The sequence below is a fragment of the Flavobacterium piscis genome, from assembly GCF_031457575.1.
GTDB lineage: Bacteria > Bacteroidota > Bacteroidia > Flavobacteriales > Flavobacteriaceae > Flavobacterium > Flavobacterium piscis_A.
Genome location: NZ_JAVDWQ010000001.1, coordinates 637,642 through 653,340, shown reverse-complemented (window position 1 = coordinate 653,340; position 15,699 = coordinate 637,642). Strand labels below are relative to the sequence as shown.

At 31.8% G+C, this 15,699-nt stretch carries 16 protein-coding genes; 12 read left to right on the top strand and 4 right to left on the bottom strand.

The genetic code is table 11. The annotated features are described in order from the left end of the window. Positions 1-104 precede the first annotated feature (104 nt). Positions 105-1,379: a phosphoribosylamine--glycine ligase gene (gene purD, locus J2W48_RS02835; RefSeq protein ID WP_310277755.1), complete on the top strand. Its 1,275-nt coding sequence runs from the start codon at positions 105-107 to the stop codon at positions 1,377-1,379. Between the two features lie 28 nt (positions 1,380-1,407). On the opposite strand, the gene J2W48_RS02830 is transcribed toward purD, so the two are convergent. Continuing rightward, a complete protein-coding gene (locus J2W48_RS02830; RefSeq protein WP_310277750.1) occupies positions 1,408-1,638 on the bottom strand; it encodes a DUF6341 family protein in 231 nt (76 codons plus the stop codon). A 138-nt stretch (positions 1,639-1,776) separates the two neighbouring features. Here J2W48_RS02830 and J2W48_RS02825 point away from each other — a divergent pair, with 138 nt between their 5' ends. Next, positions 1,777-2,706 (top strand): DUF6427 family protein, encoded by a 930-nt coding sequence (locus tag J2W48_RS02825; RefSeq protein WP_310277746.1) that lies wholly within the window; start codon positions 1,777-1,779, stop codon positions 2,704-2,706. On the opposite strand, the gene upp is transcribed toward J2W48_RS02825, so the two are convergent. Then, positions 2,701-3,354, bottom strand: a complete 654-nt coding sequence (upp, locus tag J2W48_RS02820) for a uracil phosphoribosyltransferase (RefSeq protein ID WP_310277742.1) — start codon at positions 3,352-3,354, stop codon at positions 2,701-2,703. The two genes, J2W48_RS02825 and upp, sit on opposite strands and share 6 nt — an antisense overlap. A gap of 112 nt (positions 3,355-3,466) precedes the next feature. On the opposite strand from upp, the gene J2W48_RS02815 reads away from it, so the two are divergent. After that, positions 3,467-4,072, top strand: a complete 606-nt coding sequence (locus J2W48_RS02815) for a DUF4254 domain-containing protein (RefSeq protein ID WP_310277739.1) — start codon at positions 3,467-3,469, stop codon at positions 4,070-4,072. A 39-nt stretch (positions 4,073-4,111) separates the two neighbouring features. Continuing rightward, positions 4,112-5,125: a glycosyltransferase family 9 protein gene (locus tag J2W48_RS02810; RefSeq protein ID WP_310277736.1), complete on the top strand. Its 1,014-nt coding sequence runs from the start codon at positions 4,112-4,114 to the stop codon at positions 5,123-5,125. Positions 5,126-5,141: 16 nt separating this feature from the next. Here J2W48_RS02810 and J2W48_RS02805 read toward each other — a convergent pair whose 3' ends face one another. Further along, positions 5,142-6,119, bottom strand: coding sequence for an aldo/keto reductase (locus J2W48_RS02805; protein WP_310277732.1), 978 nt, complete (start codon positions 6,117-6,119; stop codon positions 5,142-5,144). Positions 6,120-6,312: 193 nt separating this feature from the next. After that, positions 6,313-7,365, bottom strand: a complete 1,053-nt coding sequence (locus J2W48_RS02800) for a ferredoxin--NADP reductase (RefSeq protein ID WP_310277730.1) — start codon at positions 7,363-7,365, stop codon at positions 6,313-6,315. Between the two features lie 129 nt (positions 7,366-7,494). Between J2W48_RS02800 and J2W48_RS02795 the strand changes: the two genes are divergently transcribed. The 8 genes from J2W48_RS02795 (at position 7,495) to J2W48_RS02760 (ending at position 15,698) form a co-directional block, all read left to right on the top strand. After that, entirely contained in the window at positions 7,495-8,955 is a 1,461-nt protein-coding gene (locus J2W48_RS02795) for a DUF5687 family protein (protein WP_310277728.1), read from the top strand. A 111-nt stretch (positions 8,956-9,066) separates the two neighbouring features. After that, the gene (locus J2W48_RS02790) at positions 9,067-9,762 is read left to right on the top strand and encodes an ABC transporter ATP-binding protein (RefSeq protein ID WP_310277725.1); all 696 of its coding nucleotides are present in this window, start codon (positions 9,067-9,069) and stop codon (positions 9,760-9,762) included. An 87-nt stretch (positions 9,763-9,849) separates the two neighbouring features. Beyond that, on the top strand, positions 9,850-12,465 hold the full coding sequence (gene porW, locus J2W48_RS02785) for a type IX secretion system periplasmic lipoprotein PorW/SprE (RefSeq protein ID WP_310277722.1): 2,616 nt from the start codon (positions 9,850-9,852) through the stop codon (positions 12,463-12,465). A 2-nt stretch (positions 12,466-12,467) separates the two neighbouring features. Further along, positions 12,468-12,881, top strand: a complete 414-nt coding sequence (locus J2W48_RS02780) for a bactofilin family protein (RefSeq protein ID WP_310277719.1) — start codon at positions 12,468-12,470, stop codon at positions 12,879-12,881. Then, positions 12,847-13,074, top strand: coding sequence for an AtpZ/AtpI family protein (locus J2W48_RS02775; protein ID WP_310277715.1), 228 nt, complete (start codon positions 12,847-12,849; stop codon positions 13,072-13,074). Before J2W48_RS02780 ends, J2W48_RS02775 begins: the two co-directional genes overlap by 35 nt. A 568-nt stretch (positions 13,075-13,642) precedes the next feature. After that, the gene (gene atpB, locus J2W48_RS02770) at positions 13,643-14,806 is read left to right on the top strand and encodes a F0F1 ATP synthase subunit A (RefSeq protein WP_310277712.1); all 1,164 of its coding nucleotides are present in this window, start codon (positions 13,643-13,645) and stop codon (positions 14,804-14,806) included. Positions 14,807-14,881: 75 nt separating this feature from the next. Then, entirely contained in the window at positions 14,882-15,073 is a 192-nt protein-coding gene (gene atpE / locus J2W48_RS02765; RefSeq protein WP_155076101.1) for an ATP synthase F0 subunit C, read from the top strand. A gap of 124 nt (positions 15,074-15,197) precedes the next feature. Further along, the gene (locus J2W48_RS02760) at positions 15,198-15,698 is read left to right on the top strand and encodes a F0F1 ATP synthase subunit B (protein ID WP_310277707.1); all 501 of its coding nucleotides are present in this window, start codon (positions 15,198-15,200) and stop codon (positions 15,696-15,698) included. Position 15,699 lies beyond the last annotated feature (1 nt).

The window sequence follows — 15,699 nt, the reverse complement described above, 5'->3', positions numbered from 1 at the left end:
ATTTACGAATTACTAACAAGGAAGAATCGAGAACTTTTTAAGATTTAATTATTTTTTACGTATAAAAGCAATTATTTTTGCACCACAACTAAATACAACAACACATGACAATTTTATTATTGGGATCAGGCGGAAGAGAGCATGCATTTGCATGGAAAATGATTCAGAGTCCGCTTTGCGAAAAACTTTTTGTTGCACCAGGAAATGCGGGAACTGCCGGTATTGCCACAAATGTTGCAATGTCTCCAACCGATTTTGATGCCATAAAAACATTTGTTCTGAAGGAAAATGTAAAAATGGTGGTTGTAGGACCAGAAGATCCGTTGGTAAAAGGGATTTATGATTACTTTAAAAACGACGAAAGTTTAAACCATATTCCGGTAATTGGACCATCAAAATTAGGGGCTCAATTAGAAGGAAGTAAGGAGTTTGCCAAAGAATTCCTGATGAAACATAACATTCCAACTGCAGCTTACGACAGTTTTACTGCCGAAACAGTGGAGAAAGGATGTGCATTTCTTGAAACTTTACAACCTCCATACGTTTTAAAAGCCGATGGTTTAGCGGCTGGAAAAGGAGTTTTGATTATTCAGGATCTGGAAGAAGCTAAAACCGAATTAAGAAATATGCTTGTTCACGAAAAATTTGGAGCAGCAAGTTCAAAAGTGGTTATTGAAGAATTTTTGGACGGAATCGAGTTAAGCTGTTTTGTTTTAACCGATGGGAAAAGCTATAAAATTCTGCCAACGGCAAAAGATTACAAACGAATTGGCGAAGGCGATACAGGATTAAACACAGGTGGAATGGGAGCAGTTTCCCCGGTTCCTTATGTTGATGCTGTTTTGATGGAGAAAATTGAAACACGCATTGTAAAACCAACAATTGAAGGTTTCCAGAAAGACGGAATCGAATATAAAGGTTTTGTATTTATTGGTCTGATTAATGTAAAAAATGAGCCAATCGTTATTGAATACAATGTGAGAATGGGCGATCCCGAAACGGAGGTTGTAGTACCAAGATTAAAATCTGATTTGGTTGAATTATTCCTTTCAGTTGCCAATCAAAAACTCGACGAATTTACATTAGAAGTTGATCCACGAAGTGCTACTACAATTATGGTGGTTTCTGGCGGATACCCGGAAGATTTTGAAAAAGGAAAAGTAATTACAGGTTTAGAAAACATTACAGATTCTATTGTTTTTCATGCCGGAACAAAATTAGATGGCAATAATGTCGTTAGTAATGGAGGACGTGTATTGACCGTAACATCTTATGGAGACGATTTCCAACAGGCCATAAAAAAATCTTACCAAAACATAGATAAACTAAATTTTGATAAGATGTATTTTAGAAAAGATATTGGCTTTGATTTGCTTTAAAAATAATTCTAACTCCTTGGGATAGATTTTATTTAAAAAAAGAGTGAGCCGTAGTATCTTGGTTTTCTGTTCCGGCTGCATCAAAAATGCGTAATTGTTTAATCCAATAAACGATTGCGCATGCACAGATAATCATAAAAATCCAGTTAATTGTGTTGGCACCAAACCAGGTAATAAGTTCTAACTCACGCAACCAGTCAAGTGGCTTAAATAAAAAATCAACAAAAAGTGATTGTATTCCTTCGAAAAAAGCTTTCATAATTTATAAAATTATATGTTATTATTGTTTTAACGCGTTGAAGGTATAATTCAGTAAGACAGAATCTTTTTTCAACTTGTTGGTTTTCCTTTTTAAACAAGTATTATATTTACAATCACAAAAGTATAAAATATCCTTATGATAACAAGTGTTTTTAAAAAATCTACGCCATTAAATTATTCTTTGGTCGTAATTTTGATACTGGTTTTCTTTTTTCTGTTTCAAATCCAGGAACCTTCCTTGATAAGTTCTTATTTTCTGGCGTTCCAGAAAGTAAGTTTGCTATGTTTTATTTTTGCTTCTTTTTTTCTTGTAAATTTTATAGTTAAAAAAAACGGACTTAGTAAAGACAACGGTTACGCGATATTTTTCTATTTGTTATTTATATTATTTTCCCCCGGAATATTTAATAACCCAAATGTATTATACGCTAACTTTTTTGTGTTGTTAGCAATTCGCAGATTAATTTCACTGCAGTCATTAAAGGCTTCTAAAGAAAAAATATTTGATGCTTCCTTCTGGATTTTGATTGCATCCTTATTTCAATTTTGGTGCATCCTTTTCCTGATATTGGTTTTTATATCGATAATTTTCCATGTTTCAAGGGATTACAGAAACTGGGTTTTGCCTTTTATTGCCCTTTTGGCAGTTGCTTCGTTATTTTTTATGGTATCCTTAATTTTTAATTTTGATGCTATAACATTTATTCAAAACCGTGCGGTTGTCGATTTAAGAATGGATTATTTCAAGAATAATTACGAAAACGGAGCGTTTTCTATATATGTCGCCGTGGCTCTGTTTTTTGTTGTTTCTATGTTAACCACTTTATCAAACAGACCTCAAATTGTACATATATCGTATAAAAAAATTGTAGCTTACTTTTTTATAGCTGCTGTTGTTTATATTGTTTCACCGGATAAAAGTAACGATTTGCTATTGTTTAGTATTGTTCCGCTAACAATGATGGCATCAAGCCATGTAGAATATATGCAGCAAAAACTAAAAAATGAAATTGTATTTTATGTACTTATTTTGTGCAGTTTATTTACTTTTTTCTCACAGCTATAATTTACTTCCGTAAGCAAGATCGCCAGCGTCTCCCAGTCCGGGCACAATGTAGTTTTTCTCGTTTAATTTTTCATCTAAAGAAGCAACCCATAAATGACAATTTTCAGGAAGATTCTTTTCCAGAAATGCGATTCCTTCCGGTGCTGCAATAACCACTACAATATGAATTTCATTTGGAGTTGCATTTTGAATTAATTTTTGATGGACCGCAACAATAGACTGACCTGTGGCCAGCATTGGATCAAGCAGTAACAGCGTTTTATTATTTAAGTTGGAGACAGCCTGATATTCAACCAAAATTTCAAAATCATCATCATTATTGGGATGATGCCTGCTGGCCGAAACAAAGCTGTTTTCAGCATGATCAAAATAATTCAGAAAGCCATTATGAAGCGGTAATCCAGCCCTTAAAATCGAACATAAAACTAAGTCGTTTTCGATTTCTGTCGTTTTTTTAATTCCAAGAGGCGTTTGAATCTCGACATTTTTATAGGATAATTTTTTGCTGAGTTCATACGCCATAATTTCACCAATCCGTTCTATATTTCTTCGAAAGCGCATACTGTCGTTCTGAACATTTATATTTCTGATTTGACTTAAAAAATGATTTAATACGCTATTGTTTTCAGAGATATAATGAATTTTCATAATGAATTTTTAGAATTGTTAGTAAGTGGGAATTTTGTAAACGAAAAACAGAGTAATTTTTTCTCACTATAAAAGTATAAAAAGTATCTTTGTATCTCTAAAAAATAAACACATGTTTTCAAAATTAGCATATTCAGTTTTCGAACAAAGTATCAATGATTATCACCAATTTGATAACGTTGACCAGCCTATAAATAATCCGTATCCAAAAGATAAATTCGAACATTTATTATATTTAAAAAACTGGATTGACACTGTTCAATGGCATTTTGAAGATATTATTCGTGATCCGCAAATTGATCCTGTAGCGGCTTTAACGCTAAAAAGAAGAATTGATGCCTCTAATCAGGAGCGTACCGATATGGTGGAATATATCGACAGTTATTTTTTGCAAAAATACAGTAATGTACAGCCAAAAAATGGTGCAAAAATTAACTCAGAAAGTCCGGCATGGGCTTTTGACAGATTGTCTATTTTAGCTTTAAAAATTTATCATATGCAGGAAGAAGCTACTCGTGCAGAGGCTTCACAAGAGCATAGAGATAAATGTCAGGAAAAATTAAATATTCTCTTAGAACAAAGAAGCGATTTATCAACTGCAATTGATGATTTACTTGCTGACATCGAAAGTGGAGAAAAATTCATGAAAGTGTACAAACAAATGAAAATGTACAACGATGATGAATTGAATCCTGTTTTATACCAAAATAAAAAATAATTGGCAGAATTGTCCAATACAATTAAACATATAGCCGTCATGAGACTTTCCGCAATGGGAGATGTCGCCATGACGGTTCCTGTTTTACGCGCTTTTGTAAAACAATATTCAGAGGTTAAAATCACCGTAATTTCACGTCCTTTTTTTAAGCCTTTTTTTGAAGGGATTCCGAATCTGGATTTTTTTGCGTTTGATGAAAAAGAAAGACATAAAGGTTTTTCAGGACTTTTAAGATTATACAAAGACGTAAAAAAACTCAAAATTGATGCCTTTGCAGATCTTCATAATGTTTTACGATCTAAAGTGGTGAGTTTACTTTTTGCTTTAAGCGGAAAAAAAAGAGCAACTGTTGACAAAGGCCGCGAGGGGAAAAAAGAACTGACTCGTGCCGAAAATAAAATTTTCAAACAATTGCCAACGATGTTTGAAAGACACGCCAAAGTGTTTGAAGAATTAGGTTTTCCTTTAGATTTATCAAATCCTGAATTCCCTGAAAAAGCCAATTTGGATTCTGACGTTTTGGAATTTATTGGAAATAAAAGTCAAAAGTTAATCGGAATTGCTCCTTTTGCACAATATGATTCTAAGGTATATCCGATAGATTTAATGACAGAAGTAATTGCAAAATTGGCCGAAAATCAATCGTATAAAATTTTACTTTTTGGAGGAGGAAAGAAAGAAATCGAAATTTTAGATTCACTTTCAGAACCATTTGTGAACGTAATTAATATGGCGGGAAAAATTAAATTTCAACAGGAATTGCAACTCATAAGCAATCTTGATGTGATGCTTTCCATGGATTCTGGTAATGCACATATTGCTGCTATGTTGGGTATCAAAGTGATTACACTTTGGGGTGCAACACATCCGTATGCAGGATTTCTGCCTTTCAATCAAAGTTTAGAATATGCTTTGATTTCTGACAGGAATAAGTATCCAAAATTACCTACCTCGATTTATGGTAATAAAAAAGTTGAAGGTTATGAAAATGCGATGCAAACCATTGCTGTGAACAAAGTGATTTTAAAAATGCAATCTTGCTTTTATAAATAATTGCTAAAGTGATATACTAATTGCTTATTTTATTATGTATTGAATCATAAGATTCCCATATTGCTTTTTTATTCTCATTATTAAGTGATTTACCGGAAGTTTCAATAATTTCAATTAAATTATTGAGATTTGTAGTGCCAAAAACGCAACTTGAAATAAATTTATTTTCAAGAATATACGAAAATGCCGCTTGAGATGGCGACATTTCTGTTATTCTCGATAGAGTTTCTCTCATATGTTTTGAATTTTTTTGCAGCTGACGGCTTGAAGATTTGAGAATAGCTCTAGCTAAATACCAAAAAAATGAACCTGTTTTTATTGAGCCATTTTTACCTTTTATTAAATGACCTTGAGCTAAAACTGTTCCCGCAATAATACCAATTTCTTCATTTGCTAATTTTTCAATAATTGAATTGCGATCCAATTGGAGTACATTATAATCCAAAAGAACCATGTCAAATATTTCTGGGCTTTTTGAAATGTATTCTAAATCTTTTTCATTGTGTGAGTTTACTCCAAGATAATTAAATAATCCTCTTTGTTTTAAATTTAATAAGCAATCAATTAATTGTTGATTTATTTCTGATGCAGAAATACCATGCAATTGAAAAATATCAAGGTAGTCACAATTAAGATTATTAATTGATTTGATAATAGATTTTTCAATAGCCTCTGCTGAGAAATCCTTTGTTACAGTATTTTTTGGAAAAAGTGAAGCATTACCCACTGTTGTACCTCCTTTTGTTGAAATTATTATTTTGGATCTGTCGGTTGTTTGTAGTAGGTTTTTTAGAATTCTGCCTAAACGGGGCTCAGCATTAAAATTTGAATAATTATGTCCTGTATCAAAAAAATTAACACCTCGATTGAAAGCTTCATTTATTAATAATGTTGCTTTTTTCTCAGAAAAATTTCTATTCCCCCAAAAACCTGAGCATCCTAATGATATTTCAGAAATATTTAAATTTGTCTTTCCTAATTTTCTATAATTCATAATTCTAATATTATAAAGTTGTTTATTAATAAACATTAGTTAAACTTTCACTTAATTTTCTAACACTAAAATAATTAAAAGCGTCTTAAATCTTGTTATTTTTTTATTAATATTAAAACAATTTGATACTAAAAAAACGACATGCAAAAAAATGACTCCCTTTTAAGAGAAGCCTTTTAGTTTATTTTGTTATTTAAACATCATCAAAATCGATATAAATAGACTCTGAAGTTGGATGTGCCTGACAGGTTAAAATTAAACCAGAAGCAATTTCCTTATCCGTTAAAATAGAATTTTTAGTCATTTCGGCACTCCCTGATGTTACACGCGCTAAACAGCTGCTGCAGATTCCGCCCTGGCAGGAATAGGGGGCATCAATACCTTGTTTAAGAGAGGCATCCAGAATAGTTTGTTTTTGAGACATCTCAAAAGTAACTTCATCATCGTCAACCAAAACAGTGATTTTGGTATGTCCTTCAAGTGAAGCATGGATTTCATTTTCCTGAGAAGAAGAAGTAAAAAGTTCAAACTTAATAGCGGATTCTTTTACATTTTTTTCTTTCAAGATATCAGAAACGGTATTGATCATTTCTTCAGGACCGCACAAGAAAAATTTATCAAACTGTAATTCTTTGTGTTTGTTATTCAGCACAAAATTTACTGCAGATTTGTCAATTCTGCCAAACAATGCATTTTCGGCTTTAGCCTGACTATAAATATAATGTACAAAAAACCTGCCTACATATTGCAATTGCAAATTGTGTAATTCCTTATGAAAAATAGTTTCTTCGGGAGTTCTGTTTCCATAAACCAATACAAATGAACTTTTTGGCTCTCCTTTCATAACCGATTTAATTATTGAAAGTACAGGAGTAATTCCGCTTCCCGCAACAAATGCTGCATAATTTTTTTGTCTTTCGGCATCCGGTTCAAAGGTAAATTTTCCTTCCGGATGACCTACTTCAAGAACATCTCCTGCTTTTAGTCTGGTATTGGCGAATTGAGAAAACAGACCATTTTTAACTGCTTTAACAGCAATTCGCAATTCGCCGCTTTCAGGTGCTGAACAAATAGAATAAGCACGGCGAATTTCCTGATTATCAAGAGTTAATTTTAAATTTATGTATTGTCCGGCTATAAATTTATAGTCTGGTTTAAGTTCTTCGGGAACATTAAAAAGAACTGAAACCGCATCAGCAGTTTCACGTTTTACCTCTTTAATTATAAGTTTTAAGAATGAAGGCATGATTTTGATATTTTATGCAAAAGTAGCAAACGGCGGTTAAATGACAGACACTAAATTATTTTTTTTAACTTTTTTTGTAACGTTTCCCTATTTTTGATCTCTTACTACAAAACTGAAAACCAAACAACCATGATTAAAAAATTTATTTATCTCGAGTGGAAAGCCTTTACAAGATCAGCATCTTTTGGTGCCAATCTGGCGATGAAAATTTTGATAGGTTTTTTGATGGTCTATTTTTCGATAATTTTTATCGGAATGGGAGTAGGAGCATTTTACATACTTAAAAAAATGAACCTTGAACCATTAGTAACCATCAATAAATTTTTGATTTATTATTTTTTATTTGACTTAGTAATCCGATTATTAATGCAGGCAATTCCGGTTCTGAATATAAAACCGCTTTTGGTTTTACCTTTCAAAAAACCAACGATTGTTCATTTTTCATTAGGCAAAACCGCTTTGTCTTTTTTTAATTGGGTACATGCTCTTTTCTTCCTGCCTTTTTCTGTTGTTTTGGCTATAGAAGGATATGATATTGTTGGAATTATTTTTTGGCTTCTGGCTATTTTCTCTTTAATCTATATCAACAATTTCCTGAATATTATTTTGAGTAATATCGATAAATTATTTATTATTTTCATTGGACTTACTCTTGCTTTGGGAGGGGCACAATATTATAAGATATTTGATGTAACAACTTTTACGACTCCGGTTTTTCAAGGATTTTACGATACAAAATGGCTATTTTTGATTCCAGTTTTGGTGTTAATTGGTTTATATGGATTTACATTCAAATACTTCAAAAACAATTTATTTTTAGATGCGGGACTTTCTAAAAAAGAAGATATTGCGATGACAGAAAATCTTTCCTGGCTGAATCAATTTGGAACTTTAGGAACATTTCTTAAAAACGACATTAAATTAATTAAAAGAAATAAAAGGTCTAAAACGACTATTTTAATGAGTGTCCTGTTTTTGTTTTACGGACTTATTTTTTTCGGAAACGAACACCAGCCTGAAATCATGCACATTTTTGCAGGGATCTTTGTTTCTGGCGGATTTTTATTTGTCTTTGGACAGTTTGTACCTAGCTGGGATAGCTCGTATTATCAATTAATGATGACACAAAATATTCCTTATCGCGGCTATATTACTTCAAAATGGTGGCTGATTGTTATTGCTACTTTTATTTCGACAATTTTAGCATCTTTTTATCTTTTTTATGGATTGGAAATTTATCTTACGATTGTTGTAGGGGCAATTTACAATATCGGAGTCAACTCACATCTGGTACTTTTAGGCGGTGCATTTACTAAAACCCCAATCGATCTGAGTAATGCCGGTGGCGCATTTGGAGATAAAAAAGCATTCAATGTAAGTGCTATGCTATTGACCTTGCCAAAATTATTACTACCCTTATTATTGTATTGGACAGGACTTCATTTTGGAGATAAAACATTGGCACTTGCCTTAGTTGCCGGAGCAGGGGTTTTAGGTTTTATCTTTAGGAATAAAGTATTTTCAATTATCGAAAAAAGATATAAAATCGAAAAATACAGTACCATCAGTGCATATAAACAAAAGAATTAATTAGAGAATGAATCAATGGGATAATAGAAAATTTTTATCTTGATTGAAATCAATATCAACATAAAACAGTTTTTTTAATTTAAAATCAACAATCTAAAATATAAACTTACCATGATACAAGTAAATCAACTTTCAAAAAAATATAACGATACTGCAGTTTTAAATATCAACAATCTTGAAATTCCAAAAGGACAAAGTTTTGGATTAGTAGGCAATAATGGAGCCGGAAAAACAACTTTTTTTAGTTTATTGCTGGATTTGATTCAGCCAACAACAGGAAACATTACAAGCAATAGTATTCAGGTAAATGCAAATGAAAACTGGAAATCATTTACGGGTTCTTTTTTAGATGAAAGTTTCCTTATCGGATATCTGACACCAGAAGAATATTTTTATTTTATTGGAGATTTACGCCATCAAAATAAGGCTGATGTTGATGCACTACTAGTTCAACACGAAGAATTTTTTAATGGAGAAATCCTGAAAAACAAAAAATACCTGCGTGATTTATCTAAAGGAAATCAAAAAAAAGTGGGCATTATTGCTACACTTATTGGTAATCCGGAAGTGATCATTTTAGATGAGCCTTTTGCCAATTTAGATCCAACGACAGTAAGCCGATTAAAAAAAATAATCAAAGAACTAGCTGAAAATCCAAATGTTACTGTTCTGGTTTCAAGCCATGATTTGCAACATACTGTTGAGGTATGTGATCGTATTGTTGCTCTGAATAAAGGAGAAATTGTAAAAGATATTCAAACATCAAAAGAAACATTACAGGAACTCGAAGCGTTTTTTGCGGTATAAGTTTTTATATTTTAAAAAAAGAGTATTTTTACAAGGTATTATACTAAAAATTCTTTTTACAAGTTAAAGGATAAAAACTCTTTCTAATTGAAAAACAATACATTTAAATATAGTTTCACCCTCATAGCCTTGTTTTTTTTGATAGCCTGTTCTACCAAAAAAAACACGTTTTTATCCAGGAATTCACATGCGTTAAGTACCAAATATAATATTTTATATAATGGACAAATTGGGCTTGATAAAGGATTGGCATCCATAAAAGCAAATAACCAGGATAATTTCTGGAAAATGTTGCCGATTGAAAAAATGCAGATTGATGAAAATTTTTCGGGGGAAGCGAAAACTAAAAACCCTGATTTTGAACTGGCTGAAACCAAAGCAACAAAAGCCATTCAGAAGCATTCGATGAATATTGGAGGAAGAGAAAAAAATACCCAGATTGATGAGGCATATTTAATGCTTGGAAAAGCAAGATATTATGACCAACGGTTTATTCCTGCTTTAGATGCTTTTAATTATATTTTATACAAATATCCTAATAGCAGTAATATTTATACAGCTAAGATTTGGCGTGAAAAAACAAATATGCGTTTAGGAAATGATGCTATTGTGGTAAAAAACATCAATTTTTTACTAAAAAAACATGATTTGGACAAGCAAACTTTTTCTGATGCCAATGCTTTATTAGCGGAAGCTTTTTTAAATCTCGAAGAAAAAGACAGTGCAGTTGTCAAACTTAAAATAGCCGAAAAATTCACCAAAATAAACGAAGACAAAGCCCGATATGGTTTCATTCTGGGGCAAATGTACCAGGAAGCGGGGAAAAAAGACAGTGCGATTTATTTTTATGATGGTGTAATTGATATGAATCGAAAAGCGGATCGAAAATATATGATGCATGCCTACGCAAAAAAAGCACAAATGTTTGATTATGAGAATGGCGATCATGAATTGTTTATAGAAACGTATAATAAACTTGTAGAGGATCGCGAAAACAGACCATATTATGATTTTCTTTTTTATGAAATGGGTGTTTACTTTGATAAAAATCAGGATCAGAAAGCAGCATTGGAATTTTATAATTATTCATTGCAAAGAAAATCTACAGATTCCTATTTAGTAGCATCAACCTACCGAAATATTGGTAATATGTATTTTAAAAATACGGATTATACAATGGCTGCCAAATATTATGACAGTACATTGGTTAAGCTGGACCCTAAAACAAGAGAGTTTGCCTACATCGAAAAGAACAGAAAAAATCTTGACAATGTTATCAAATACGAATCAATTGCAAAACGCAATGACAGTATTATTATGGTTCATGGCTTACCGGAACCTGAAAGAAAATTATATTTTGAAAATTATATTTCAGAACTTAAAAAGAAAGACGAGGCTAAACGAATTTTAGAAGAAAAAGAAAATGAAAGATTGGCCAATATAGAGCAGAATACTAACTCCGGTAGTGGTCCTGTAGCAGTAAATCCACAATCAACAGGAAATAACCCTCCAATAAATACAGCAGGCAATTTTAATCCACCAGCGGGCAATGAAACTGCAAGTGTATTTTATTTTTATAATCCATCAACGGTTGCATACGGAAAATTACAATTTAAGAAAATGTGGGGCAACAGGGCTTTGGCAGGGAACTGGAGATTAGCCTCAAAATCTGATAATAATACATCAAAAGATTCCATAAACCTGAATCAGGATTCAGTAAATCCATTGAAAGATTCAATCGTTGTCGAAAAGTATACAACTGCATTCTACGAAAAACAACTTCCCACAACACAAAATGCAATGGACAGTATTGGGAAAGAGCGTAATTTCGCTTACTATCAATTAGGATTGATTTACAAGGAAAAGTTTAAGGAATACGATTTAGCCAGTAACAAGCTTGAACAATTATTGCGTAATAATCCCGAAGAGAAATGGATTTTGCCATCAAAATATAATTTGTATAAAATATATCAAATTACGAATCCATCAAAAGCAGAAATGGTTAAAGCTGATATTTCTTCAGCATATCCTAATTCCAGATATGCCCAAATACTTAATAACACAGCTGAAGACAATTCGAACATTTCACCTGAAAAAGAATATCAAAAATGGTATAAATTATATGAAGAACAACAATATGATGCAGTACTGGAAAATCTCGACAATTTAATAAATCAATATTCAGGAGATGATATAGTGTCTAAATACGTTTTGTTAAAAGCAAATACATTAGCAAAAGTAAACGGTTTAGAAGCTTATAAAAAAGGACTTGAAGAAGTTGCAGACAATTATCCAAATAGCGAAGAAGGTAAAAATGCACGTGAAATTTTAGAAAAACAAATCCCGGGCTTAGAAAAACTTGATTTTACTGCAGTTGATGGGAAAAACTGGAAAATTTTATATTCAGTTCCTAATAATGATATTAAAACGGCTAAAATAATTGAAGAAGCAATTAGGGTTTTTTTGTTAGTTGAAAATTTTGAAAGATTAACAACTTCTTTTGATAAATACAATAAAACTGAAAGCTTTTTTGTTATACATGGTATAAAGTCTGAAGCGTATGCTCATGATGTAGCAGGTGTTCTGAAGGAGGATAAAAAGTATAAAATCACACATCCGCCTATTATTATATCAAGCGATAATTACAAAATAGTTCAAATTAAAAAAAATATTGAAAAATATTTAGCCCCCAAAACCCCATAAATATGTTTGATAAAGTCAAAAAATCCGGAACCGAACTTTTAGGAAAAACGAACAGAATTGTAGAAGGAACATCAATTATAGGCGATATAGTTTCGAAAGCAGATTTTAGGTTAGACGGTGAATTAATTGGAAATTTTACTTCCCAGGGAAAATTAGTTATTGGTCAGGCAGGTGTTGTAAAAGGTGAAATTCTTTGCAATAATGCTGATGTTGAAGGAATATTTCATGGTAAAATAAAAGTTCTGGAAGTACTTAATATAAAAGCCACAGCAGAGATTCATGGAGAAGTAATAGTAGGCCAGCTTTCTATTGAACCAGGCGCTGATTTTACCGCAACCTGTACAATGATAACAAATCCTAAAAAGGAAGTAACTGTAAAAGATGGAAAAAGAGCCGAACAAGAACCAAAGGAATAAATGGATAGCACTCATCAATATTCCGATTCAGATGGGAGTTATTATTTTTCTATTTTCTTATTTAGGAACCTGGCTGGATGAGAATCATCCAAGTCCAAAAGTGTACTATAATAAAATTTTAGTTATGGCTGGTGTTGGTCTTGCTTTATATAATGTGATACGCCAGGTTAACGAAATCAATAAAATAAAGTAAATTATCTTTTAAAAACAGCTTTAAATAAATATTGCATCTTTGCATAAAATTTTCAAATGCGTTTAAAAAATTATAAACTTATTTTACACTTATTTTTTCTTGCTTTAAGCGCTTGCATTTTGCATAAAGCAATATTTGCTTTTTTTGAGATTCAGGATGAAAATTTTTACTACAATATAGAATCTTTGTATTTGATTTTTTTTGCATTCACAGTTGTATTTTTTATTATACTATTAAAATTTAAAAAGGATAATTTTGACAGTATTGGAATGATTTTTATGATGGGGACTTTAATCCAAATGTTTTTTTCTTATTTGGTTTTGAGACCAATTTTGTCTGATAAAATTCATAATGTTGCTGTTGAAAAAACTAATTTTTTTATAACATTTATTTTGTTTTTGTTATTTGAAACGGTTTTAACTATCCGATTATTAAATGAAAAGCATTAAAATAAGGATTCTGTAAAACAAGGTTCAAAAATAATTTTTCATATCCTTTTGAATATTAATAAAAAATGTACCTTTGCACCAAATTTTAGAAACGTAAAAAAATAAGATTTTCAACAGATATGGGGATTACAAACAAACCACTCAGATTTATTCTTGTAGCTTTAGTAGCTTGTCTTCCGGCAATGAGTTTTGCTAATTCAGAAAACAACTCTACACATGTTCAAACTGAAGTTGCTCACCAAGCTGTTTCGGAAGGCCATCATGAAGGGGAGCATGCAGAACCAACAGATGTGAAATCTAAAATTAAGGCTTTCATTGGTCATCACGTTTTAGATTCTCATGATTTTACTTTGACCCAGGACGATGAAACTGGAAAGTATTATGGTTTTCCATTACCGGTTATTATCTGGGATAATGGTTTGCATATTTTTTCTTCTGCAAAATTTGATCACGGTCATGCTGTAGCAGAATCAAAAGGCAACTATTATGTGATTAATCATCATGATGGAAAAATATACAAAACAGATGCATCAGGAAAAATCAACGAAGATGAAAAAACAGTTCATCCGACAAATGTGCGCCCTTTAGATTTTTCTATTACTAAAACTGTAGTTTCTATTTTTGCAGCTGCATTATTAATGTTTTTATTGTTTTCAAGCTTAGCAAAATCATATACTAAAAATGGAGGAATTGCTTCAGGTGTTGGAAGAATTTTTGAACCATTGGTAGTTTATATTCGTGATGAGGTTGCGATTCCAAATATTGGTGAGAAACATTATAAGAAATACATGAGTTATTTATTGACGATCTTTTTCTTTGTTCTGTTTTTAAATATTTTAGGATTAACACCACTGGGAATTAATGCTACAGGAAATTTAACCATTACATTTGCTTTAGCACTTCTTACTTTCTTAATTACAAATCTTACTGCAAATAAAAATTACTGGGGTCACATTTTCTGGATGCCGGGTGTACCAAAACCAATGAGAATTATATTAGCTCCAATTGAATTGTTAGGGGTTTTCATCAAACCATTTTCATTAATGATTCGTTTGTACGCTAATATCTTTGCAGGTCACATAGTTTTAATGAGTATCATCGGATTAATGTTTATCTTTAAAAGCTGGATTGGAAGCAGTTTATCTTTTGGATTGTCATTTGTGCTTTCAATACTTGAAATACTAGTAGCATTTTTACAAGCTTATATTTTTACAATGCTGTCTGCGCTTTATTTTGGTTCAGCAGTAGAAGAGCATCATCACGAAGAAGGCGCTCACCATTAAAATTTAGATTTTAGATTAAAAATAATCTGAAATCCTAATATCAAAATCGAATGTTTAATTTTTAATATATTTATTATGGTAATTCCAAATATCGTTGGAGCTGGATTAATTGTAATCGGAGCAGCATTAGGAATCGGTAGAATCGGTGGATCAGCAATGGACGCTATCGCTCGTCAGCCAGAAGCTTCTGGAAAAATCCAGACTGCTATGCTTATTGCAGCTGCACTTATTGAAGGTATTGGTTTCGCTGCGTTATTCGCTGCTTAATTAAAACACAAAAACAATAGTTGCAACGGTTGGTTGCAACTATTGTTTTAAAATTAAAACATTAAAGTTGCTTTATTGCTAAGCAATTTAAAAAGACATAATTTAAAATTTATAATTATATATAATGGATAAGTTAATATATCAGTTTGAGTTCGGTTTGTTCTTTTGGCAAATATTAATATTTGTTGGATTGATTCTTTTGTTGAAAAAATTCGCATGGAAACCAATTCTTGATGCGGTAAACGACAGAGAACAAGGTATTAAGGATGCATTGCTTTCTGCTGAAAACGCCAGACAGGAAATGCAAAACTTGCAAGCTGACAATCTAAGAATTTTGAACGAAGCCCGTGCTGAACGTGACGCGATGCTAAAAGAAGCTCGTGAAATGAAAGAGAAAATGATTGCTGATTCTAAAAACGAAGCACAAGCGCAAGGTCAAAAAATGATTGAGCAGGCTAAAGCTGCTATCGAAAGTGAAAAAAATGCTGCAATGGCTGAATTGAAATCACAGGTTTCAGCTTTATCATTAAGCATTGCTGAAAAATTATTGAAAGAAGAATTATCTAACAAAGAATCTCAAACTAAACTAGTAGAGAAAATGTTAGGTGACGTAAAGCTAAACTAAT

Excerpts from the sequence above, each read along its gene's own strand:
- J2W48_RS02830 (WP_310277750.1), bottom strand. The coding sequence starts at position 1,638 with ATGAAAGCTTTTTTCGAAGGAATACAATCACTTTTTGTTGATTTTTTA.
- atpE (WP_155076101.1), top strand. The coding sequence starts at position 14,882 with ATGGTAATTCCAAATATCGTTGGAGCTGGATTAATTGTAATCGGAGCA.
- J2W48_RS02815 (WP_310277739.1), top strand. The coding sequence starts at position 3,467 with ATGTTTTCAAAATTAGCATATTCAGTTTTCGAACAAAGTATCAATGAT.
- J2W48_RS02810 (WP_310277736.1), top strand. The coding sequence starts at position 4,112 with ATGAGACTTTCCGCAATGGGAGATGTCGCCATGACGGTTCCTGTTTTA.
- J2W48_RS02760 (WP_310277707.1), top strand. The coding sequence starts at position 15,198 with ATGGATAAGTTAATATATCAGTTTGAGTTCGGTTTGTTCTTTTGGCAA.
- J2W48_RS02780 (WP_310277719.1), top strand. The coding sequence starts at position 12,468 with ATGTTTGATAAAGTCAAAAAATCCGGAACCGAACTTTTAGGAAAAACG.
- J2W48_RS02775 (WP_310277715.1), top strand. The coding sequence starts at position 12,847 with ATGGAAAAAGAGCCGAACAAGAACCAAAGGAATAAATGGATAGCACTC.
- purD (WP_310277755.1), top strand. The coding sequence starts at position 105 with ATGACAATTTTATTATTGGGATCAGGCGGAAGAGAGCATGCATTTGCA.
- J2W48_RS02795 (WP_310277728.1), top strand. The coding sequence starts at position 7,495 with ATGATTAAAAAATTTATTTATCTCGAGTGGAAAGCCTTTACAAGATCA.
- upp (WP_310277742.1), bottom strand. The coding sequence starts at position 3,354 with ATGAAAATTCATTATATCTCTGAAAACAATAGCGTATTAAATCATTTT.
- atpB (WP_310277712.1), top strand. The coding sequence starts at position 13,643 with ATGGGGATTACAAACAAACCACTCAGATTTATTCTTGTAGCTTTAGTA.
- J2W48_RS02825 (WP_310277746.1), top strand. The coding sequence starts at position 1,777 with ATGATAACAAGTGTTTTTAAAAAATCTACGCCATTAAATTATTCTTTG.
- J2W48_RS02805 (WP_310277732.1), bottom strand. The coding sequence starts at position 6,119 with ATGAATTATAGAAAATTAGGAAAGACAAATTTAAATATTTCTGAAATA.
- J2W48_RS02800 (WP_310277730.1), bottom strand. The coding sequence starts at position 7,365 with ATGCCTTCATTCTTAAAACTTATAATTAAAGAGGTAAAACGTGAAACT.
- J2W48_RS02790 (WP_310277725.1), top strand. The coding sequence starts at position 9,067 with ATGATACAAGTAAATCAACTTTCAAAAAAATATAACGATACTGCAGTT.